The 22,230-nt window shown below is 41.3% G+C and carries 18 protein-coding genes; 9 read left to right on the top strand and 9 right to left on the bottom strand.

All coding sequences use genetic code 11. The features are described 5' to 3' along the window. Window positions 1-91: 91 nt before the first annotated feature. Entirely contained in the window at window positions 92-580 is a 489-nt protein-coding gene (locus PROVRUST_RS06440; protein WP_039854645.1) for a cold-shock protein, read from the top strand. Between the two features lie 85 nt (window positions 581-665). Here the strand turns inward: PROVRUST_RS06440 and hypT are convergent, their stop codons facing one another. Then, on the bottom strand, window positions 666-1,574 hold the full coding sequence (gene hypT, locus PROVRUST_RS06435) for a hypochlorite stress DNA-binding transcriptional regulator HypT (RefSeq protein WP_006813934.1): 909 nt from the start codon (window positions 1,572-1,574) through the stop codon (window positions 666-668). 405 nt (window positions 1,575-1,979) lie between these two features. Between hypT and cuyB the strand changes: the two genes are divergently transcribed. The 6 genes from cuyB to dmsD all read left to right on the top strand — a co-directional run bounded on the left by cuyB (window position 1,980) and on the right by dmsD (window position 9,296). Continuing rightward, the gene (gene cuyB, locus PROVRUST_RS06430) at window positions 1,980-2,687 is read left to right on the top strand and encodes a cysteate racemase (RefSeq protein WP_006813933.1); all 708 of its coding nucleotides are present in this window, start codon (window positions 1,980-1,982) and stop codon (window positions 2,685-2,687) included. Window positions 2,688-2,776: 89 nt separating this feature from the next. Next, entirely contained in the window at window positions 2,777-4,078 is a 1,302-nt protein-coding gene (locus PROVRUST_RS06425; RefSeq protein ID WP_039854644.1) for an anaerobic C4-dicarboxylate transporter, read from the top strand. A 568-nt stretch (window positions 4,079-4,646) separates the two neighbouring features. After that, on the top strand, window positions 4,647-7,091 hold the full coding sequence (dmsA, locus tag PROVRUST_RS06420) for a dimethylsulfoxide reductase subunit A (RefSeq protein ID WP_006813931.1): 2,445 nt from the start codon (window positions 4,647-4,649) through the stop codon (window positions 7,089-7,091). An 11-nt stretch (window positions 7,092-7,102) separates the two neighbouring features. Continuing rightward, a complete protein-coding gene (locus tag PROVRUST_RS06415; protein ID WP_039854643.1) occupies window positions 7,103-7,720 on the top strand; it encodes a DMSO/selenate family reductase complex B subunit in 618 nt (205 codons plus the stop codon). 1 nt (window position 7,721) lies between these two features. Then, window positions 7,722-8,579, top strand: a complete 858-nt coding sequence (locus PROVRUST_RS06410) for a DmsC/YnfH family molybdoenzyme membrane anchor subunit (RefSeq protein WP_006813928.1) — start codon at window positions 7,722-7,724, stop codon at window positions 8,577-8,579. A gap of 102 nt (window positions 8,580-8,681) precedes the next feature. Next, complete coding sequence (gene dmsD / locus PROVRUST_RS06405; RefSeq protein WP_006813927.1) at window positions 8,682-9,296, top strand: Tat proofreading chaperone DmsD; 615 nt, start codon at window positions 8,682-8,684, stop codon at window positions 9,294-9,296. Between the two features lie 49 nt (window positions 9,297-9,345). Here dmsD and PROVRUST_RS06400 read toward each other — a convergent pair whose 3' ends face one another. From PROVRUST_RS06400 to codB, 6 genes are all read right to left on the bottom strand, one after another. After that, window positions 9,346-9,951 (bottom strand): protein-methionine-sulfoxide reductase heme-binding subunit MsrQ, encoded by a 606-nt coding sequence (locus PROVRUST_RS06400; protein WP_006813926.1) that lies wholly within the window; start codon window positions 9,949-9,951, stop codon window positions 9,346-9,348. Next, on the bottom strand, window positions 9,951-10,961 hold the full coding sequence (gene msrP, locus PROVRUST_RS06395) for a protein-methionine-sulfoxide reductase catalytic subunit MsrP (RefSeq protein WP_039854641.1): 1,011 nt from the start codon (window positions 10,959-10,961) through the stop codon (window positions 9,951-9,953). Before msrP ends, PROVRUST_RS06400 begins: the two co-directional genes overlap by 1 nt. 89 nt (window positions 10,962-11,050) lie before the next feature. Next, window positions 11,051-12,415: a heavy metal sensor histidine kinase gene (locus PROVRUST_RS06390; RefSeq protein ID WP_006813924.1), complete on the bottom strand. Its 1,365-nt coding sequence runs from the start codon at window positions 12,413-12,415 to the stop codon at window positions 11,051-11,053. Beyond that, on the bottom strand, window positions 12,412-13,083 hold the full coding sequence (gene hprR / locus PROVRUST_RS06385; RefSeq protein WP_006813923.1) for a response regulator transcription factor HprR: 672 nt from the start codon (window positions 13,081-13,083) through the stop codon (window positions 12,412-12,414). The genes PROVRUST_RS06390 and hprR overlap by 4 nt, the downstream gene beginning before the upstream one ends. A gap of 206 nt (window positions 13,084-13,289) precedes the next feature. After that, window positions 13,290-14,576, bottom strand: coding sequence for a cytosine deaminase (locus PROVRUST_RS06380; protein ID WP_006813922.1), 1,287 nt, complete (start codon window positions 14,574-14,576; stop codon window positions 13,290-13,292). Continuing rightward, on the bottom strand, window positions 14,569-15,816 hold the full coding sequence (codB, locus tag PROVRUST_RS06375) for a cytosine permease (protein ID WP_006813921.1): 1,248 nt from the start codon (window positions 15,814-15,816) through the stop codon (window positions 14,569-14,571). Before codB ends, PROVRUST_RS06380 begins: the two co-directional genes overlap by 8 nt. 805 nt (window positions 15,817-16,621) lie before the next feature. Here codB and dcuC point away from each other — a divergent pair. Both dcuC and PROVRUST_RS06365 read left to right on the top strand, forming a co-directional pair. Further along, the gene (gene dcuC / locus PROVRUST_RS06370) at window positions 16,622-17,896 is read left to right on the top strand and encodes a C4-dicarboxylate transporter DcuC (protein ID WP_006813920.1); all 1,275 of its coding nucleotides are present in this window, start codon (window positions 16,622-16,624) and stop codon (window positions 17,894-17,896) included. A gap of 15 nt (window positions 17,897-17,911) precedes the next feature. Next, window positions 17,912-19,177 carry an amidohydrolase gene (locus PROVRUST_RS06365; protein WP_006813919.1) on the top strand — a complete coding sequence of 422 codons (1,266 nt, stop codon included), beginning with the start codon at window positions 17,912-17,914 and terminating at the stop codon, window positions 19,175-19,177. A gap of 162 nt (window positions 19,178-19,339) precedes the next feature. Here the strand turns inward: PROVRUST_RS06365 and PROVRUST_RS06360 are convergent, their stop codons facing one another. Beyond that, the gene (locus PROVRUST_RS06360) at window positions 19,340-20,581 is read right to left on the bottom strand and encodes a M20 family metallo-hydrolase (RefSeq protein ID WP_006813918.1); all 1,242 of its coding nucleotides are present in this window, start codon (window positions 20,579-20,581) and stop codon (window positions 19,340-19,342) included. 776 nt (window positions 20,582-21,357) lie between these two features. Next, window positions 21,358-21,642, bottom strand: a complete 285-nt coding sequence (locus PROVRUST_RS06355) for a helix-turn-helix domain-containing protein (protein ID WP_039854640.1) — start codon at window positions 21,640-21,642, stop codon at window positions 21,358-21,360. Window positions 21,643-22,230 lie beyond the last annotated feature (588 nt).

Genomic DNA, 22,230 nt, shown 5'->3' with positions numbered 1-22,230 from the left:
CATCTAGACTTAAACCAAAGGCGTGGTCTGTACAAGCATTGTGTTTTATACTGCGCGCTGTGAACACTGAGTAAATATTAAGTAGGCGGTAATAACGATGAACGGAATAATCACAACGTGGTTTGAAGAGAAAGGTTTTGGCTTTATCAAAGATGAAAATGGGGATAACCGTTATTTTCATGTGATTAAGGTCTCCAATCCTGATCTGATCAAGAAAGATGCGGCGGTGACTTTCGAACCGACTACCAATACCAAAGGTTTGTCTGCCTATGCCGTTAAAGTCATACCGGAAAGCAAATATATTTATATTGCAGGCGAGCGCATTAAACTGACTGCGATAAAATCCTTCCGTATTTATTATGAAGATGTACCCGCAGATACCCGTATTGATAAAGAAAATACGGTGCTGTCTATTGGCGCCTTGATGAACAGTATCAAACCTAAATCTGACATTAAGCCGGGTCAAATGCGTACACTGAAAAAATTAATTATCGAGACGCTTCATGGCACGACGCTGACTTTTACCGAAGACGAAATTGATGTCGATGATACGCTCAAGCAGTTAAAATCTATCAAATAATTGCTTCCAATATTCTGCCGTTAGCGTTGTGCTGGCGGCAAAATCTTTGCATTTCCATCCTATCACTAGTTGCCTATCTTACCTGCTATAGATGCTTTAAATCTTCGGGTATATTTTTCTTTAAGATCCGCCAAAAATCTTCTGCGGTTTTATTTAATCGCGTATTCATGCGATAAATATAAACTTGGATAGGAATTGTCAGTTCAGGGGTATTCAAACAGGCTAGTTTCTTCTCTTTCAATTCGTTGATAACAGAATAAATGGGTAACCAAGCAATACCATGCCCATCTAATGCCATGTTTTTCAATAACTCACTCATTGAAGACATAAACAGAGTTTTAGAACTGATGGCTCCAAATTCACTTAACCGACGATTGACCAACCTTCCCATATATGAGGCGCTGGTATAATTCAATAACGGAACTTCGGGCTGGTAAATATCAAAAAGGGGCTTTCCATTTTTATCTGTCGCACAAATGGGGTATAGCTCGGATTCAAATACGTTTAAGCAGCAAAAAGGAGATTGCATTAAATCTTCGTCATAGAAAGAGATAATAAAATCACTCTTACCCTCCCTTAGTGTGTTGACCACTTGCACGACATCGATGGCTTCCACATGATAAACAAACTCCCCACCATAATCAGACAATGAATGCACTAATTTGGGTAGCAGAGCTAACGATAATGAATGTGCTGCGGCAATTTTGATATTCGGTAGGCTCAAAATATTATGCCCTGACAGCTCATTAAGGTTGCACTCCAATTGCTGCAAAAGGCTGCGAGCTTGTGAATGAAATATTTTACCTTCTTCAGAAAGCTGTAAGGGTGATGTTGTTCTATCGAATAACTCTACGCCGATTGCTTCTTCTAACGCTTTAATTCGTCGGCTAAATGCGGGCTGAGATAGATTTCTTTGTTCTGCTGCATGAGAAAAGTGGCGACAAGATTCTAGCGTTAAAAAGTCATACAGCCACTTAGTTTCAATATTTTTCATTTGCTTGGCCTTAAAATGACATAAAACGGAAAGATAATAACAATGATGTTTAACGTTAATTATTAGTTACACTATTCAATATTTATTGTGGCACTATTATTCGTATTATGCATGCCGATAACGTTTCAAACATTAATAAAAATCAAACTCTATTTTTTATTTTGATAAAAAGTGATAAATATTAGTTATTAACCACGAGTTTAATGAAGTAAATCGAAATAACCAATAAATTTGCTATGCACTTTTTGCATCAGCCTATACATACTTGCATTTCTCTTACGCTCAGAATACTGATAAATCTTATTCATGCTTTAATTCATTGAACAAATTAATAATTAAGTTCATTTGAAATATTCAAGTATTTCAATCAAAGAATTAAGATATAAAATATTGGGAGTTTTAATTATGAAAGGTTTGATTGGTGTTCTAGGTGGAATGGGACCCGCGGCAACTGTCGATTTATTTAATAAATTTGTTACTTTTAATCATGCAAATAAGGATCAGGAACACATTCCATTAATAATATCATCTATCCCAGATATTCCAGACCGTACAGAGGCACTACTCAATCATGGGGTTTCACCGCTTCCATTGATGGAGGACTATCTTCAAAGACTTGAAGTTGCAGGCGCAGAATGCATCGTTATTCCTTGTAATACCGCTCATTTTTGGTTTGATGAGCTTAAGAAATCATGCCATGTAGAAATATTAAGTATTATTGAAGCGACAATGAATGAAGTTATTTCTACACAGAAAAATAAAATTGGTTTATTAGCTACTGATGCCACCATGCATATGGGGCTGTATCAGCAGAGTATTGAAGATCAAGGTTTGATTTGTATTAAACCTGATAATGAAAACCAAAAAATGATAATGAAAAGTATTTATTTATTAAAATCAGGTGAATTTTCTTTAGCAGAAGACATTATGAAAAAACAAGCAGATATTTTATTTTCAAATGGTGCTGAAATTATTGTTTTAGGGTGTACTGAAGTTCCAGTCATTCTTTCTAATGAAGTTAAATCTCATCCTGATAAATATATCGACTCAACAGGCGCATTAGTTCGGGCGGGTATTAATTGGTATAAAAAAAGAATCGGTAAAATAAATTAAAAATAACAATAATTATTTAAAAACTAAATTAATACAAAAAATAAATTCTCATATTACTAATGACAAAATATTGTCTATTGGAGACGATTATGGTTTTTCTAGAAATCATTGTTGTATTAGGGGCGATTTTCTTCGGGATACGAATGGGAGGAATCGGTATCGGTTTATGTGGTGGATTAGGATTAGCGATTTTAACCATCGGATTTGGTTTACCAATAGGCTCTCCCCCGGTTGATGTTATTTTAATCATCATGACTGTTGTTGTCGCCGCTTCCGCATTACAAGCGGCGGGAGGAATGGATTACCTCGTACGCCTTGCGGGTACATTTATGAGGAAAAATCCAAAATATATCAATATCATTGCGCCGATTACAACGTGGGTAATGACCATTATGGCGGGAACAGGCTTTATCGTGTTCTCCATGCTTCCCGTTATTGCCGAGATTGCGAAAGACTCTGGTGTTAGACCGTCAAGAACACTGGCTGGCTCAGTTGTGGCATCGCAGATTGCAATTTCAGGTTCACCAATTAGTGCCGCAATGGCAGCAATGCTCACCATCATGGAAGGCAATGGCGTCACATTTATTACCGTGATGTCTGTATGCTTACCAGCCTCTTTTGTCGCGGCAATGGTTGCGGCATTCATTGCGTCACGTCAAGGTTGTGAATTAGAGGATGATGAAGTTTATTTAGACCGTTTACAGAAAGGTTTAATCCATAAATATGAAGAGAAAAAAGGGGAAAGCACACCAAAAGAAAAATTCTCTGTCATCTTATTTATTATTGCAACTATCGGTATTGTTATTCTGGCGGCATTCCCTCAATTACGTCCTGGTTTTGATATTGGAAAACCAATGGGGACGCGAGACATCATTATTATCTGCATGTTGAGTGCGGCTTGTTTAATGGTAGTTTTCTGTAAGACATCACCGAACTCGATTGTGTTAGCGTCGACTTTCCGCTCTGGAATGAGTTCACTGGCCGTCATATTAGGTATTGTCACGTTAGGTACCACATTTGTTGATGCTCATATGGTACAAATAAAAGAGATCGCAGGAAATGTTCTTTCTTCCTATCCTATTTTACTCTCATTAGTTTTATTCTTTACCTGTGCATTACTTTATTCCCAAGGGGCCACCACGCCACTCATTATTCCTTTAGCCATCGCATTGGATGTACCAACATGGGCGATACTTGCATCATTTGTTGCGGTTACGGGGGTATTCGTTTTACCGACCTATCCAACCTCATTGGCTGCCATGGAGTTTGACTCAACAGGTTCAACTAGGGTAGGGAAATATATTTTAAATCATCCGTTTATGTTGCCGGGATTAGGCGGAATTATTGCTGGAGTCGCATTCGGTTTCATTATCGCGCCTATGGTGGTGTAACCGTTTAAATATCACCAGCACCAGAGAATAATCGCCAGAAATAGGAAAACGTTAAGATAACTATTTCTGGCTGATTTAAGAGGTTCGACATCCTTAAACAAAATGACATTTAAATTTGATGACTTGGCTTTATTTTTGAGGAATAAATTTTTTCCATCAAAAATAAAGCCTTTTTTATGATCTCTGAATCTTATTTTTCTGGAATAGAAATAACTAATATGGAATAAGAAAACTAAAGTAATTTATTCATCCCGCTACAACCATCAGTAGTATTTTTTGTATAAAACGCTTATTTATGTATTCGAGTATATAACGTAAGTCTAAAAATTACTTATAAAATCAATTGGATAATAAATCTCATTCGCTTAATAAGCCATAACTTTCTTGACCTAAAACAACTCCTCAATTCTTGTGATTGGTATATTGATTAAATCAAAATTTTAATTACTGCCACTTTTGTGGCTCGTAGTTTTATCGCTAATCGCACGCAGGTTGCGTGCCTACATTCAAATAATTATAGCGAACAGACGTCATACCCTTTTAAGCAATCTAAGTGAGCGAGTTATATATGGCCAATATCAAAGAGAAAGCCGCTGTTTTTGCTCCTCTAACCCGTCGTGGATTTGTTAAAGCCGGAACAATAACGGGTTTAGCTGCGGCGGCTGGAGGATTTTCTCTCCCGTTCAGCGCCTCAGCGGAGACCGAGCAAAAAACAGCTGCCCCGGCAGGGGATGAAAAAGTGGTTTGGAGTGCATGCACCGTTAACTGCGGTAGCCGTTGCCCGTTACGCATGCATGTGGTTGATGGTGAAATCAAATATGTCGAAACCGATAATACCGGCGATGACGTTTACGACGGACTACACCAAGTACGGGCGTGCTTACGGGGTCGCTCCATGCGCCGTCGCGTTTATAACCCAGACCGTCTGCGCTATCCAATGATGCGCGTAGGCAAACGTGGTGAAGGTAAATTCAAGCGGATCAGTTGGGAAGAGGCTTATGATGCCATTGCTGACAACATGAAACGCATCATCAAAGAGTATGGTAACGAGTCAATCTACCTAAACTATGGTACGGGTACTCTGGGTGGCACAATGACAAGATCATGGCCACCGGGCGCAACCTTGATTGCTCGCCTGATGAACTGTTGTGGCGGTTACTTAAACCATTATGGAGATTACAGCACCGCGCAAATTGCCGCAGGCTTGAATTACACCTTTGGTGGCTGGGCGGATGGTAACAGCCCATCAGATATCGAAAATTCAAAATTAGTGGTGATGTTCGGTAATAACCCCGGTGAAACACGCATGAGTGGCGGCGGGGTAACTTATTATGTCGAACAAGCACGTGAAAAATCTAACGCGAAGATGATTATCATCGATCCTCGCTACACGGATACAGGGGCTGGGCGTGAAGATGAATGGATCCCAATCCGTCCGGGTACCGATGCTGCGCTAGTGAACGCCATTGCTTATGTGATGATCACTGAAAACCTCGTCGACAAGCCATTTCTCGACAAATATTGCGTAGGTTACGATGAAACCACGATGCCAGCTGGGGCACCAAAAAATGCGCACTATAAAGCGTATATTTTAGGTGATGGACCCGATGGGCAAGCGAAAACACCGGAATGGGCGGCGACGATTACGGGTATCCCTGCGGATCGTATCGTTAAACTCGCTCGCGAAATTGGGACGGCAAAACCCGCTTATATCGTACAAGGCTGGGGGCCTCAGCGCCGTTCTAACGGTGAGTTAACGTCCCGTGCTATCTCCATGCTCGCTATTTTAACGGGCAATATTGGTATTAGTGGCGGTAACACTGGGGCGCGTGAAGGTTCATACAGTATTCCATTTGTGCGGATGCCGACCTTAACTAACCCAGTGCAAACGAGTATCTCTATGTTTATGTGGACCGACGCTATTTTGCGTGGCCCTGAAATGACCGCAACCCGCGATGGTGTACGTGGTAAAGATAAACTGGATGTACCAATCAAAATGATCTGGAACTACGCGGGTAACTGCTTAGTTAACCAACATTCAGAAATTAACCGTACCCACGACATTCTTCAAGATGAATCGAAGTGTGAAATGATTGTGGTAATTGATAACCACATGACCGCATCAGCAAAATATGCGGATATTCTACTGCCAGACTGCACAGCTTCTGAGCAAATGGATTTCTGCTTGGATGCTTCAGCGGGGAATATGTCCTATGTGATTTTTGCAGATCAAGTCATTAAACCGCGTTTTGAAAGCCGCAATATTTATGAAATGACCAGCGAAATTGCTAAACGCATGGGGGTTGGTGAGCAGTTTACTGAAAACCGGACCCAAGAAGAGTGGCTACGTCATTTGTATGAGCAATCTCGCGAAGCATTACCGGAGCTGCCAACATTTGAAGAGTTCCGCGCTCAAGGTATTTTCAAAAAACGTGACCCTAACGGACACCATGTCGCCTATAAGAGTTTCCGTGAAGACCCTGTTGCGAACCCATTAACCACACCATCCGGTAAAATTGAGATCTATTCGGCGCAATTAGCGGAGTTGCAAGACACGTGGGAATTAAATGAAGGGGATGTGATCCATCCGCTGCCAATTTACGCGATGGGCTTTGAACACCATGGCGACCCACTGATGGAAAAATATCCATTGCAACTGACTGGTTTCCACTACAAATCACGAACCCACTCAACTTATGGCAACGTGGATGTATTGAAAGCAGCGTGTCCTCAAGAACTCTGGATCAACCCACAAGATGCGGCTAAGCGCGACCTAAAACAGGGTGACTTAGTGCGTGTATTTAACGACCGAGGCGAAGTACGAATTAAAGTCAAAGTGACGCCACGTATTTTACCGGGCGTGGTGGGAATGGGGGAAGGTGCTTGGTATGACCCAGATGGTAATCGTGTTGACCATGGGGGAAGTATTAACGTGCTGACCACTCAGCGCCCATCGCCATTGGCGAAAGGCAACCCATCACATTCTAATCTTGTTGAAGTTGTGAAAGCTTAAGGATGTCAGTTATGTCAACGCAATATGGTTTTTATATCGACTCAAGCCGTTGCACTGGCTGCAAAACCTGTGAGCTAGCGTGCAAAGACTTTAAAAATTTATCTCCGGAAGTGAATTTCCGTCGGATTTATGAATATGCAGGTGGGGATTGGACAGAGCAAAACGGTGTCTATGGGCAAAATGTTTTTGCCTATTATCTGTCTATTTCTTGTAACCACTGTGACGACCCAGCTTGCGCCAAAGTATGCCCAAGTGGGGCGATGCATAAACGTGAAGATGGCTTCGTGGTTGTGGATGAGGAAGTGTGTATTGGTTGCCGCTATTGCAGCATGGCATGCCCTTACGGTGCACCTCAATTTGACCAAGAAAAAGGTCACATGACCAAATGTGATGGTTGTTATGAGCGCGTGGCAGAAGGCAAAAAACCAATCTGTGTGGAATCTTGCCCACTGCGCGCATTGGATATGGCACCGATTGAAGAGCTACGCGCTAAATATGGCGATTTAGCGGAAATTGCACCATTGCCATCAGCGGAATATACCCATCCGAATATTGTTTTAAAACTGAATGCCAATAGCAAACCTGTCGGTGATACCACGGGGCATCTGGCTAACCCGGAGGAAGTTTAATATGGGCGCGGGAATTCATGAATGGCCATTGATGTTTTTTACGGTCATTGGTCAAAGTGTGGCGGGAGCATTTGTGATGATGGCGGCGGTGCTATTTTGTGGCAAATTATCCGTCGATCTTAATCGCAAAGTGCATTACAGCATGTTTGGTTTATGGGTGTTAATGGGCATTGGTTTTCTGTTATCTACCATGCACATGGGAACGCCGCTGCGTGCATTTAATGCCTTTAATCGCCTAGGTGCTTCTTCGCTGAGTAATGAAATTGCCAGTGGGGCGCTATTCTTTGCATTGGGCGGTTTATATTGGCTATTAGCTGTATTAAACAAGATGCCGGCGGCGCTAGGCAAATTATGGCTGGTGGTGGTGGCGGTATTGGCGGTTATTTTTGTCGTGGCAACGTCTCGAGTCTACCAAATCTCGACCGTGCCAACCTGGAATAACCACTACACTATGATCAACTTTGTGTTAACCGCATTCCTCGGTGGCCCGATTTTAGCTGCCTTGTTATTGCGTGTGGCAGGGTTTGATTTACAGTGTATTCGCCGCGTTCCTGCTATTTGCGTGATTGCGTTACTGGTCAGCGCGGCAGCCGCTATTTCCCAAGGTTTTGACTTGGCGAGTATTGAGACATCGGTACAAAAAGCCACAGATTTAGTACCTGACTACGGTTTCTTAATGGATATTAAAATCGTGGCAGTGGCGATGGGATTGGGTTGCTGGATCATGCCAATGATAGCAAAACGTAATCCATCCATACTGAACTTAGGTATTGGTTTCCTACTTGTGATGGTGGGTGAAATCGTAGGGCGCGGAGTGTTCTACGGTCTGCATATGACCGTTGGAATGGCCGTGAATTAAGCCAGATTGAATTAAAGGCTTAGCAAAATATCGCTAAGCCTTTTTTCTGGTAGGATAATATTAATTAGCTAAGTCACTAATAATAAGCGAATCAAAGACACTATGAGCGAACAATCCTTGAATGATATTGACGTAACTGCGCGAGTGCTTGGTGCTGCATTTTATTACGCGCCAGACCAAGTGCCTGATATTATCGAATTATTGATTTCGTCGAAGTGGGTAGAGGATTGGCCCTACGGTTCCGTCGAGCAAAAGCAGGCGATTACTGAGAAAATGACGAAGGCACAACGTGATGATGAAACCTTGGACGAGGCTTATCAGCGATTATTTATCGGGCCTTATGCGCTGCCATCTCCACCTTGGGGCTCGGTGTGGTTAGATAAAGAAAATGTGTTATTTGGTGAGTCGACGTTGCAATTACGTGAGTGGATGCAACGCAATAAGATAGATATTCAGCTGACGCAAAATGAACCGGAAGATCATTTTGGCTTGCTGCTGATGATGACCGCCTGGGTGGCAGAACATTGCCCAGATAAATTAACAGAATTATTAGCGCAGCATATTTTGCCTTGGGGCTTTGCCTATTTAAATAAAATGCAGGAAAAAGGCGATTCACCATTTTACGTGGGGCTGGCGGAATTAGCCCAATTAACCTTAGCTGCGTGGCAGGAAACGTTAAACATAGTAGCGGATAAAAAAATTATTTTTTATCGTTAAACTGGATTTATGTTGGCGACCATTCCGTGTCGCCAACCATTTTCAATCCCTATATCACCGCTGGTTTTTTCAGACTCCAAGTTCGATAAGCAAACGCACAACCGACAATTACCAAATAGATAATCGGCTCGGGTGTCATGGTTTTCATGGATAAAATATAGTGTGTGATAACCAGTAACAGGGTGGGATAAAGCAGCGTATGAATTCTTTTCCACCACACACCTAAGCGGATCCGTATGCCATTGAATGAGCTGATCGCCATCAAAAACAGGCAAAGCCAACCGACCATACCGAGAATTAAATACACACGAGAAAACACCTCTTCGAAAAATAGCGCTAAATTATTCACGCCAATTTCCAATAATAAATAACTACTTAAATGCAGTGCCGCCCAGAAAAAACACCATAATCCCAGCAATTTTCGAGTCTGAAACAGGATGTTAAACCGCAATAAACGTACCGCTAATGGGATTAGGGCGATAAGCACTAGCAAACGTAAAGTGGCAATTCCCGTATAGTGTTGGATATCTTTGGCGGGGTCAGCACCGAGTTGCCCTGAATCAATTAAAAAAATCAGCCAGAGTAAGGACAGTAACCCGACTAAATGGAAAAAAGCTTTAGTTCCCCACAGGAGCCAGCGATTTTCTTGAGGCATCAATAATATCTCCGTAAATCCATGCCCTGATACAAACTCGCCACTTGTTCACCATAGCCATTAAATAGCAAGGTGGGTTGTCGAGTCACTTGTCCTAGTCCCCCTGCGCCAATAAAACGTTCTGTGGCTTGTGACCAACGGGGATGGTCAACGTTCGGATTCACATTGGCATAAAAACCGTATTCGCTAGGAGCGGATAGATTCCATGTGGATTGTGGCATCTGTTCAGTTAAATGAATTTTGACGATGGATTTGATGCCTTTAAACCCATATTTCCACGGTACGACTAAGCGAATTGGCGCGCCATTTTGATTTGGTAACGTTTTCCCATATACCCCAGTGGCCAATAATGTGAGCGGGTTCATCGCTTCATCCAGCCGGAGTCCCTCAACATACGGATAAGGCAATCCACCGCCAATGTAGCGACTCTTTTGCCCCGGCATTTCTTCCGGTGCGTAGCGGGTTTCAAAAGCGACATATTTGGCTTTGCTGGTGGGTTCAACTAATGCGAGTAGCTTCGCAAGAGGAAAGCCGACCCATGGGATCACCATTGACCATGCTTCGACACAGCGCATGCGATAAATACGTTCCTCAAGGGGAAATTTTGTATTGATATCATCTAAATTGAGGGTGAGTGGACGATTGACTTCACCCTCGATAGTCAGTGTCCACTCATCGGTTTTTAGTGTATGGGCATTCTCCGCTGGGTCGGATTTTCCCAGTCCGAACTCATAAAAATTATTGTAGCCAATCACCTTATCTTCAGGTGTGAGGACCAGTGAAGAGGATTGATACTCTTGCGGTTGAATAAAAGTCAGTTCTTTTCTGGGCACGGTGGGCACGGCAGGCTGATCGTCACTGAACCACGAAAATAACCCCGCATTGGCGGTCGAGGCAACCGCAAGACCTGCGGCGCCAACGCCTAATACCTTTAGCAGTTCCCGACGCTTCATAAAAAAGACGGATTCAGAGGTCACTTGAGATGACGGAATTTTAGGGGACTTTTTCATTGTGCGCTCCATAGCAAAAGATTTATTGGGTTTGTTATACCGAAAGCGCAATCAAAAATAGCTGACAGTAAGATGACAAATTTGTCATCTTACTGAGTTGTTGGAAAACGCAACGTTACCGTGCTAGTGCCTTCACGGTGTTCAAAATCAACGGTACCCTCATGTAGCTCGACGATAGCTTTGACAATCGATAGACCTAGGCCCGTTCCTTCTGTTGTACGCGCATTATCACCGCGCCAGAAGCGGGTAAAAATTTCAGGGTTGTTCAGCAGCATTTCACCATGATTCTCGATCTGGATGATCACGCACTGATCTTGCTGGCTGATTGTCGTCATGACTTGAGTTTGAGGATCGGAATATTTAATGGCATTAGAAACTAAATTAATTAACACCCGAGTGAGCAGAACTTTATCGACAAATATCGATAGGGAGGATGGCTCGCAATATAGCGAAATTTGTTTCTCTTCTGCATAAGCAGAAAATAGCTCATAAACCTCATTAACTAACGTAGATATAGACAGGTTTTCTCGATTTAACGGGATGTTTTTATTTTCTGCTCGTGCAATAAACAGCACGCTTTGGATCATCTGTGCCAGTTTATCCAGCTCTTCGATATTACTGATTATCATGGCTTCATATTCTTCAACACTGCGTGAGCGTTGCAGGATAATCTCATTTTGTACGCGAATAGCATTTATCGGTGTTCTCAGCTCATGGGCTAAGTCGTCGGCTAATTGCGTCAATTTGACAAAATCATGTTTCAGCCGCTGGCGCATGATATTCATGGATTCCCCCAGCTCTTTCAGCTCTTGGGGAAGTTGTTCAATATCAATGGGATTATTAAGAGAGTGAACATCGGTTTTTACGGTAATACGGCTTAATGATTGAATATCGGATAACCCTTTTTTCAATAGCCACAAACTTAATATTCCCATCAGTAAAATGGATAAGACCGAAATCAGCAAACTTTGGGTCAAATATTGGTTTAGCACGCCGCTTCGGTCGACGGAGACTTTACCTAATACCACATACAATTGACCCATTGGCGAATTCATCTCGAAATAAACCGCGGCAATTGGGATACCTTGAGATGTTTGCCAATGATTGATGGCATTAATATTCAGTTGCTCAAGATTGACGAGTTGCAGGCGATGGGTATTGAGTGGTTCCGAATGGGTTTCCACCAAGATATTTCCTGATGCATCCGATATTTGAATAATATCTTGGCGCATGTCCATCATACTTTGAAAATACATGGGGAGCGTTTTGATATTAATGCCGCTGGCAATCAGTTTAGATAGTTGGTTCGCGCGATTAACCAGTAAATTATTATCCTGCTCTGCTAGCTCACTTTTGAGTGAGTGATACAAAATCCAAGTCACAAAGCTGGCATTGGCAACCATCAGAATGATAAACAGAGAGATTAATTTAAAGCGTAGGGACTTTTTTTTCATTCTGTCGGCCTATTAAGTCGATATCCCATTCCTCGAATGGTTTCAATGAGCTTAACGTCAAACCCATCATCAATTTTTTTGCGTAGTCGGCGAATTGCCACATCGATGATATTGGTATCACTGTCAAAATCGATGCCCCACACTTCACTGGCAATTAAGGTTCTGGGTAATATTTCATCGCAATGCAGCACAAAAAACAGTAATAAAGAGAATTCTTGGCGAGTCAGAATGATTTTTTGGCCGCCACGTTCTACTTCATGACGGACTAGGTCGATTTTTAAATCGGCAATCGTCATGTTGGTTGAGGTGGGTTGATGAACTTTTAATTGATTTTTAACCCGAGCCAATAACTCAGAAAAAGAAAAGGGTTTTACTAAATAATCATTGGCGCCTAATTCTAACCCTTTTATACGGTCATCAACGGCATCACGGGCGGTGAGGCAAATGACAGGAATATTTTTAGAGGTACGCAATACTTTCAGGATATCCCAGCCATTCATACCGGGTAGCATAATGTCGAGAATGACCAGCTGGTAATTATTTTCTAAGGCAAAGTAGAGCCCATCGCGTCCATCGGTGGCTACATCAACCAGAAAGCCGGCTTCTTCTAAGCCATTTTTTACCCAGCCTTGGGTTTTCAGATGATCTTCAATTAATAGTATTTTCATGCACTCCAACTATCACCTCAATTTTGCTTAATTTCATCTTAATCAAGTTTTCAGAGGTTGAACAATCAAAAATTTATGGTGGAGCAAGGAGGTGATTGAGAAGTGAAAATTATCGATTAATTTAATTTAGAGCGGTATTCAATTGAAATTGCTCACCCATCCATAAGGAGGATGAGCAATATAACGGTATTAAACTTTGCGCTAACTTACGATTGATAACCGTAACGCACAGTTTCAACGTCGTCGAGTTGGATCTGGGTAACCGTCGGCTGGGTGGTGGCAATTACGCGACCATCGCGGACAGAATAACGTACTGGAACCTGGCGGCGCACAGCATCAAAACCATTCTCAGCTGGCAGGATCAGCAAGCTAGCGCGTTTCCCTTCAGTTACGCCATAATCTTGTAGGTTCAGCGTCTTCGCACTGTACTCAGTGATTAACTTCAGACCATCATTGATCTGACCGTAACCCATCAGTTGGCAAACATGCAGTCCCATATGCAGCACTTGCAGCATATTCGCTGTTCCTAATGGATACCATGGGTCGAACACATCATCGTGACCAAAGCAGACATTCACATTGGCGGCCAGCATCTCTTTCACGCGAGTAATACCGCGGCGTTTTGGATAGGTATCGAAACGCCCTTGTAAGTGAATATTCACTAATGGATTCGCCACAAAGTTAATTCCGGACATCTTCAATAAGCGGAATAAACGAGAAGCGTAAGCGCCGTTATAGGAATGCATCGCGGTGGTATGACTTGCGGTTACACGAGCGCCCATCCCTTCACGGTGAGCAAGGGCAGCAACAGTTTCCACAAAGCGAGACTGTTCATCATCGATTTCATCACAATGCACATCGATTAAACGGTCATATTTCTGCGCTAAGGCAAACGTTTTATGCAGTGATTCTACGCCATATTCGCGGGTAAATTCGAAATGGGGGATAGCGCCAACAACATCTGCACCTAAACGCAGTGCTTCTTCTAATAGCTCTTCCCCGTTCGGGTAAGACATGATGCCTTCTTGTGGGAAGGCAACGATTTGCATATCGACCCACGGTGCCACTTCTTTTTTCACTTCCAGCATCGCTTTGAGCGCCACGAGGGTGGCATCAGAAACATCGACGTGGGTACGAACGTGTTGGATGCCGTTAGCGATTTGCCACTTTAATGTCTGCCATGCTCGGGATTTTACATCTTCATGGGTCAGTAGCGCTTTACGTTCTGCCCAACGTTCAATTCCTTCGAACAGTGTGCCGGATTGGTTCCAGTTAGGTTGCCCCGCCGTTTGTGTGGTATCCAAATGGATGTGCGGCTCAACAAAAGGTGGAATGACTAAACCGCCTTCACCATCGAGGCTATTAGGTAAGATTTCACCTTCTGTATAAGGAACAATGGCGGTGATTTTTTGGTTTTCGATATCGATACGCCACAAACCATCACGTTCAGGTAAGCGGACATTATAGATATGTTGGACTTGTTGATTAAGCACGGGTCATCTCCGAATTGGTGACGCGAAAGCGATTCATGAGTGGATTTAAAATCACATAGCAGAAAGCGCCGCCAAGAACGGCGTTCACAGGGACAATGCCCGGTAGCCAATGTCCTGCGGCAACACCCGCAGCGACAGCGATTATCGCACTCATATTCACATCGCGCATTTTGCTTGCGTCAAAGGTGTTATAACGATGACGGTACATTAAGTAATCCGCAATAATAATGCCACCGATTGGTGGGATGGCGGCGGATAAAAAGGTTAGCCAGCTGACAAAATTATTGTATAGCCACAGTGCGCAGATGGTGCCCACTAAGCCGTTGACGATAGATAACGTTTTGCTTGATAGCCCGGTGATGTTAGCGAAGCCTAAGCCGGAGGCATACAGCGCATTGTCGTTGGTGGTCCAAATATTCAGACCCAGTACGATAATCGCAGGTATCAGCAGCCCTTGAGCTATCATGACGTCAGAAATATCTGCCATTCCGAGGGAGGCGGCGCCCGCAGCACCAAAGATAAACATCAATGAGTTACCGAGGAAGAATGCCACAATCGCCACGAGGACGGCAATTTTTGGTTTGCGCCCGAAGCGAACGAAGTCTGCGGTTAAGGTTCCGGCGCTGACAAATGAACCGACAACCATCGCAAGCGCTAAATTGAAATCAATTGGTTGTGCTGGCGTGATAGCTTGCAAGGTACTCAAACCGCCTGCGCCAGTGACCGCGAGATAGACAGAATAACTACCTAAAACGGCAATTGCCGGAACCGCGACAATCGACAACACCGTTAATGCTGATATCCCGAAGAACACTGTGACGGTCATCAAAACACCGGAAACGCCAATCAACATATTGATGTCCCAGCCCGTCGCCTTACCCACTGGAATGGCAAACATAGCGACACCGACGCCGAACCAGCCGACCTGTGTACCACCGAGTAAGAAAGAGGGGAGCCAAGAACCGCGAATACCGAAGGAATAACGAGCGAGAAGGTGAGTTGTTAAGCCAGTTTTTGAACCAATGAAACCAAGAAAGGCGGTGTAGACACCAAGAATAAGATTACCGATAAGAACTGCGAGGAAGAAATCATTGAAACTAAGACCGGTACCGAGAGCACCTCCGGTCCACATACTTGCGGAAAAGAACGTTAAACCCAGCATTACAAAGGTTAATGCGAGTCCGCCTTTTCGCGCGGATATGGGCACTGGCCCATGACTGTAATTTTTATCCCCAGACACAATTACCTCCCGTTACTATTCTCAGGCCAAAAAAATCTGACGAATTCTATAGCCACCAAAATAAAAAGCAAACGTTTTCTTTTCTAGTTAAACATAATTAATGCATTCGGATTTTGTACGCTTTTCGTTCGACTAATGTAGTGGGTAGGGAGGTGGGATTGGGCTCTAGCCGATTTATCTGCCAGATAAATTAATTGAAGTGTAAAAATGGTAAATAGAATTTAGACCCGATAAATCAGATTAGTTAAAAATAAAATGCTTCCGAATAAGAGTGAGTTAATTGATGATGCCTTTTATTTATATTTGTTCATTTTGTAATAAAATTAAAACTAAATTATTTTTAATAAAATATGATGTTTTTTATTCGAAAAATAGGGAATGAGGCTAAATTTTTAAATTATAGGGAAATAAATGTCTACTCTGGCTGGAATTTTATTCTCCGAGTTATCGTTTAAATTTAACAAATTCTTAAATGGTTAATTTAGCAGTAAAATTTTACTGAAACTATAGGGTTGTGGCACTTGGGTTAAATTGGGTTAAGCCCGGTTAGATTAAAAACAAATAAGATGTTTCTCTCCAGTTAAATATATAATTCGAATTAAAATATATTTTTAATCTTAAAAAATAACCGCATGATAATTTTGTGGTAGGTCACAAAATAGCAGGTGAATTCTCTATTGGAGAATAAAATTGATATCCCTCAATTAAATAAAACAATTAATGCTCACAATGAATTACCAACCAAAAAAATTTTTTTCTTTATTTATTCTTATCAATTTAACCCGGGAATATAAGAGGTGCGGTCATGATAATTCAATTTATCGCGGCATTAGTTATTGTTATTACGATTTATCTTTTAATAAAAAAATATGAAACACGGATGGTATTAATTGCGGCTGGACTGGTGCTTTGTATTATCAGCCTTGTTCCGATGCAAGCCTTGGCGGCGTTCAGTGAAAGAATGGTCTCCGCTCCATTGATTCAGGCGATCTGTTCGAGTATGGGTTTCGCTTATGTGATGAAATATACCAAATGCGATAAACATTTAGTTTTGGTTTTATCCAAAGTATTAAGTCGTCTTGGATTCTTTCTGATCCCCGCCGCTGTGGTGTTGACATTCTTCATCAATATCGCGATTCCTTCCGCTGCAGGCTGTGCCGCGGCAGTAGGGGCAACATTGATCCCGTTATTGATTGCCGCACGTATTCATCCTGCGATTGCTGGTGGGGCTGTTCTCTGTGGCACCATTGGGTCGATGTTAAGCCCTGGTCTGTCTCATAACCCTTTTGTCGCTCAAATGTCGAATATGAGCATCGTTGACTTAATTGCTCGTCATGGTCCTTATAGCCTCGCAGTAGGTGGAATTGCAGCGGTTTCTTTAGCTGTTGTTGCTCTGGTCAAGAAAGAGTACAACATGAAAGTGACTTTAGAGACTAACGGAACGGCGGAACAAGGACAAAATGTTGCGACAGAACAACCGAATTATCTGTATGCAACGGCCCCTTTTATTCCTTTAATTTTATTAATTTTACCGTTTATGGATGCGCTGAAAGCGTATCAAATTACCGTACCTGCTGCGATGGTGATCGGGGCAATCTATGCACTGGTGATTACTCGTACAAATCCATCAACCATTACCAAAGAATTCTTTAAAGGAATGGGAAATGCTTATGGTGATGTCTTGGGGATCATTATTGCTGCCGCTGTATTCTCTGCGGGTCTAAAAGCCTCAGGCTTAATTGATTCATTCATTAGTTTCCTGATCCATTCACCGGAATTTGCTCGCTGGGGTGGAACACTGGGTCCATTCTTAATGGGGATTATTACCGGTTCAGGTGATGCGGCAGCATTTGCTTTTAATGAAACCGTGACGCCATTTGCTCAACAGTTTGGTTATGAAATACCGGATCTTGGTATGGCTTCTGCAATTTCAGGGGCTTTAGGAAGAACCATGTCACCACTGGCGGGTGCCGCGATTGTCTGTGCGGGTTTAGCCAACGTTAACCCGATGGAAATTGTTAAGCGTACCGCACCTGGCATGATTGTCGGGGTGATCTTTATTGCACTAATTATGCTTTAATTGTAAGGAGTTACTATGTCAGTCATCACATTAGAACAATTGATAAAATGGCGTCGCGAGTTCCATCAATATCCTGAAATTGGTTGGTCTGAATTTTTAACCACGGCGAAAATCGTTAATATATTACGCGACCTCGGTTTAGAGGTGAAAGTGGGCACTGCGGTTATTAATCCCGAGTATGCCTTTGGTCGCCAGCAGAAAGTGGTGGATAAGGGATTAGGTGTCGCCAGAAAGCATAATGTGAGTGAGGCGTTATTAGCTGAAATGCAGGAATTGACCGGTTGTGTCGCTATTTTTGATAGTGGAAAACCAGGTCCAACTGTTGCTCTACGTTTTGATATTGACTGTGTCGGTGTGACGGAAAGCAGTCAAGAAAACCACCGACCAAAAATGGATAATTTTAGTTCCTGCCATCCAGGGGAAATGCACGCTTGCGGTCATGATGGGCACATTTCTATTGGTTTAGCTGTTGCCCATTGGTTAGTGGCGAATAAAGATAAATTAACCGGAAAAGTAAAATTGCTGTTCCAGCCAGCGGAAGAGGGCGTGCGTGGTGCAAGAGCCATGGCAGAAAGTGGGATTGTAGATGATGTTGATTATTTCTTAGGGGCGCATCTCGGTTTTATCGCCAACAGTGGGGAAATTGTGATTAATCCAACGCATTTCCTTTGTACCACTAAGCTGGATTTTCGTTTCAAAGGTGCGCCATCTCATGCAGGGGCAGAGCCTGAGCTAGGGTTAAATGCGCTTGCAGGTGCTTGCCATGCAACAACCCAAATGCTAGGAATTTCTCGACACGGTAAAGGCATGTCTCGCATCAATGTCGGGGTTTTGAATGCGGGTGAAGGTCGCAATGTCACGCCATCTTATGCACAAATGCAGGTTGAAGTTCGCGGTGAAAATGAAGAAATCAACCGTTTTATGAGTGAAAACGCCACTCGTATGGCAGAGGGTTCAGCACATAGCTTCCAATTAGAAATGGAAAGCGAAGTCATGGGGGAAGCTGTTGATTTAACCAATGACCAAGAGCTGATTGATACGCTCACCAATGTTGTTGGTCAGCATGGGGAATTAGCCGCAGTGGCGACTCGACCTTTCGGGGGCAGTGAGGACGCGACTATCCTTGCTAAACGCGTACAGCGTAACGGTGGGAAATCACTCTATTTTGTGGTGGGTGCAGATAGAACCGCTGGGCATCACCAAGCCGGTTTTGATTTTGATGAAAATGAGATGCTAACCGCCTATAAACTTTATACGGGTTGCTTATTATCTTTGTTATAAATTAATCTGAAATATTTTTCTAAAATAAAGAATCAAATAGCTGGAAGTTTTCGACTTGCAGCTATTTTTTTATTTCTAATTTATCAAAGTCAAAAAATGACCTTTATATTGTATAGAAACAATAAAAATAAAGGTCATTGCGATAATTTATGATTGGAAAAATTATTTAGCGAGGGAGTACAGTGTCTCTTTTAGTAAATCGGCGGCAATAATAATATCGTTAAAGTCGGTAAACTCATCGGGATGATGGCTGATACCGTCTTTTGATGGCGTAAAAATCATAGCGGTTGGGAATTTTTTCGCCATATTCATGGAATCATGCCCTGCACCGCTCAACATAGTCATATATTTCAATTGCTTTTCAATACAATGCTGCTCAATGACATGGCAAATTTCATTGTCTAATTTCACTGGATTCTCGGATGAAATTTCACGGATATTGATGGATACTTCGTTGTCATGTTCAGATTTTTTTATGGAATCTTTAAGATGATCGGCGACGCGGCGAATACTTTCTGGTTCGATGCCACGAATATCAACTAAAAAATTAACCTCTCCGGGAATGACATTCATGGAGTTCGGATAAACGTTTAATTTTCCGATAGTACCGACGGTTCCCCAAACTGCTTCTTTACAGGCTGCTCGGTTCAAATCATCGATAATGGCAGCGCTGGCGACTAAAGCATCATGGCGCTGGTACATTGGCGTGGCACCAGAGTGGTCGGCGTGACCGGTCACTTTAACGCTATAACGTGTCGGGGCCGCAATCCCATTCACGATACCGACATTTTTCTCTTCCAATTCCAGTCGGCGACCTTGCTCAATATGGAGCTCAATAAAGGCAGAAAAATAATCATCGGGTAATTTACATTGTTCAATTTGCTGGCTGTTATAGCCACACTCATCGATAACCTCAAAGAAATTCTTCCCATTATCATCAAGATTTAACGCCCATTTTTCGTTGTCTACAGCACCAAGTAACACTTTGCTACCAATACATGAGAATCCAAATCTGCTGGACTCTTCTGCGCGGAAGACGATCAGCTCAAGGTCTCGGGATAATTGCTGTGGCTGAAATTGCATTAGGGCATAAAATCCAGCAACGACTCCGAGTGTGCCATCATAAGCTCCACCATCGGGAACAGTATCAAGATGTGAGCCAGTACCGACGGCGGGTAAATCAGGATTTTTACCAGGTAAGCGGCAAAATATATTACCAATGGCATCTTGGCGAACGATAAACCCGGCTTGCTGCATGGTTTCCATCATATATTGATGGGCTGCTTGGTCAGTGGGAGTATACGCTATACGTGTGACTCCTTTATTATTGGGATGAGAAGAAAATGACGCTAATTTTTCAAATAATAATTTCATTTTATTAGTAGAAAATAATTCCCTAGTCATGAAAACCTCTTTTATTAAACGTAATCGGATATATTTAATTTTGGTGTGTTAAAAATAAAAATAGCAATGTGAGAAATAAGGTTTGAAAATTATATAAATATAAGTAAGAGACTATTGAATATACCAATATGACAAATCTAAGTTGGATGTGTCAAACAGAAGATAGGAAAGATAGGGATTGTATGATATTTATCAAATTACTGATATTAAACGAAAAAATAACAATGTTTACGTTTTCAAAACACAGTTCAGAGCATGGTTATAATTAAAGAATAATTTTAAAAATTAAATTATTTTTTAATTTAGAATTGAATTTATATTTTTAAATTACTATTTTAATAAGGCGTTTATTTTAAATAATTATTTTACAGAGATAATTTGTATTTTTGTTTTCATACTGTCATTAATTGTTATTTTTTATCTTTAATTGTTAGCACCTAAATAGTTGTAGTAGAGTGAAATATTATTGTTACGTTGAATTTTTCAACCGCTGTAAGCGGAGCTGTGATTATCTCGGTAAGATGAACGTCGGTGTTTATGGATGGAATGGAACACTAGGTTGTTTTACTTATTATCACTTGATTTTGCTACTGAGTTTCGCTGAATAAATTGAGTCGATAGGTAAAATAAAAAGTAAAAGCCTTCAAGTTAGCTTTTACTTTTTATGCTGACTTATCATAATTAGAGTAAATTGAATTACGTTACTCAAATATAGAGTAATTTTGTTTTTTAACCAAAATCTTCACCTATTTAAAAATGAAGCGTAATGACTCATTTTATGCAAAAGATTCAACAAATTCTTGGGCTTTATGTACAGGCTTAATCTCGAGATCTTCTTGGAAGATATCACTGAATATATCACTGATATTTACATTCAATATTTTTGATACTCGAGCTAAACAATCAATATCAATACGATTAACACCACGCTCATAACGAAACAGCTGTTGTTCACTGATATTGCACTCTCGTGCTAATTGGAAAACAGTATAGCCTTGAGATTTTCTTAATGATTTAACTTTTTGCCCGACAGCGTAAGCAATAGGAAATTTTCTATTCATAAACATTCTCTATTAAATTATTTTATTGGAATAACGTTAAACATGAATCCTTAGACCTTATAAATATCATTTTATATAGTCTTTGTGTTTTCATTTTTAGCTGGATATATAGTGACCATTGGGAGTCACTAAGTAAATGATATACTATCCTTATAATTGTTTTCAATTGATCAAAAAATGACTTTTTAAATATTATAATTATTATGTTCAATATTTTTTAATATTTTGAGCTTTGATAAATTTATTATTTTCAATGGGTTAAATTTGATTTCATATAATGAGTAAGTAAATGGAAATTTTAATACATGACCAATATCCAGTTTTATGCTTCGATCATTTACTGTCTTGCAGGATTATAATCCAAAAAAATGCAAAATAAAACATGAATAATATTCAATCAATCTATTTATTTCATGTGATTTAGCTTAGTTATTTTCAATTTTTGGTTTATTTGATTAAAGAGTCAAACTAAGAAGATCGTTATTTGATCAATTTTATTTTTTATTACACTAAATATATCTAGGAATGTTGATTAATAAATTTACAATTGAGTCTTTCCATTTTTTTGTTTTTAGTTTGATTCTGATT

Source organism: Providencia rustigianii DSM 4541 (assembly GCF_000156395.1).
Lineage (GTDB): Bacteria > Pseudomonadota > Gammaproteobacteria > Enterobacterales > Enterobacteriaceae > Providencia > Providencia rustigianii.
The sequence above is the reverse complement of the archived record's forward strand: the minus strand, read 5'-3'. Positions and strand labels throughout refer to the sequence as shown.

Bases quoted from the DNA above. Each gene is read 5' to 3' on its own strand.
- hypT (WP_006813934.1), bottom strand. From the start codon at position 1,574: ATGAAAAATATTGAAACTAAGTGGCTGTATGACTTTTTAACGCTAGAA.
- cuyB (WP_006813933.1), top strand. From the start codon at position 1,980: ATGAAAGGTTTGATTGGTGTTCTAGGTGGAATGGGACCCGCGGCAACT.
- PROVRUST_RS06425 (WP_039854644.1), top strand. From the start codon at position 2,777: ATGGTTTTTCTAGAAATCATTGTTGTATTAGGGGCGATTTTCTTCGGG.
- dmsA (WP_006813931.1), top strand. From the start codon at position 4,647: ATGGCCAATATCAAAGAGAAAGCCGCTGTTTTTGCTCCTCTAACCCGT.
- PROVRUST_RS06415 (WP_039854643.1), top strand. From the start codon at position 7,103: ATGTCAACGCAATATGGTTTTTATATCGACTCAAGCCGTTGCACTGGC.
- PROVRUST_RS06410 (WP_006813928.1), top strand. From the start codon at position 7,722: ATGGGCGCGGGAATTCATGAATGGCCATTGATGTTTTTTACGGTCATT.
- dmsD (WP_006813927.1), top strand. From the start codon at position 8,682: ATGAGCGAACAATCCTTGAATGATATTGACGTAACTGCGCGAGTGCTT.
- PROVRUST_RS06400 (WP_006813926.1), bottom strand. From the start codon at position 9,951: ATGCCTCAAGAAAATCGCTGGCTCCTGTGGGGAACTAAAGCTTTTTTC.
- msrP (WP_039854641.1), bottom strand. From the start codon at position 10,961: ATGAAAAAGTCCCCTAAAATTCCGTCATCTCAAGTGACCTCTGAATCC.
- PROVRUST_RS06390 (WP_006813924.1), bottom strand. From the start codon at position 12,415: ATGAAAAAAAAGTCCCTACGCTTTAAATTAATCTCTCTGTTTATCATT.
- hprR (WP_006813923.1), bottom strand. From the start codon at position 13,083: ATGAAAATACTATTAATTGAAGATCATCTGAAAACCCAAGGCTGGGTA.
- dcuC (WP_006813920.1), top strand. From the start codon at position 16,622: ATGATAATTCAATTTATCGCGGCATTAGTTATTGTTATTACGATTTAT.
- PROVRUST_RS06365 (WP_006813919.1), top strand. From the start codon at position 17,912: ATGTCAGTCATCACATTAGAACAATTGATAAAATGGCGTCGCGAGTTC.
- PROVRUST_RS06360 (WP_006813918.1), bottom strand. From the start codon at position 20,581: ATGACTAGGGAATTATTTTCTACTAATAAAATGAAATTATTATTTGAA.
- PROVRUST_RS06355 (WP_039854640.1), bottom strand. From the start codon at position 21,642: ATGAATAGAAAATTTCCTATTGCTTACGCTGTCGGGCAAAAAGTTAAA.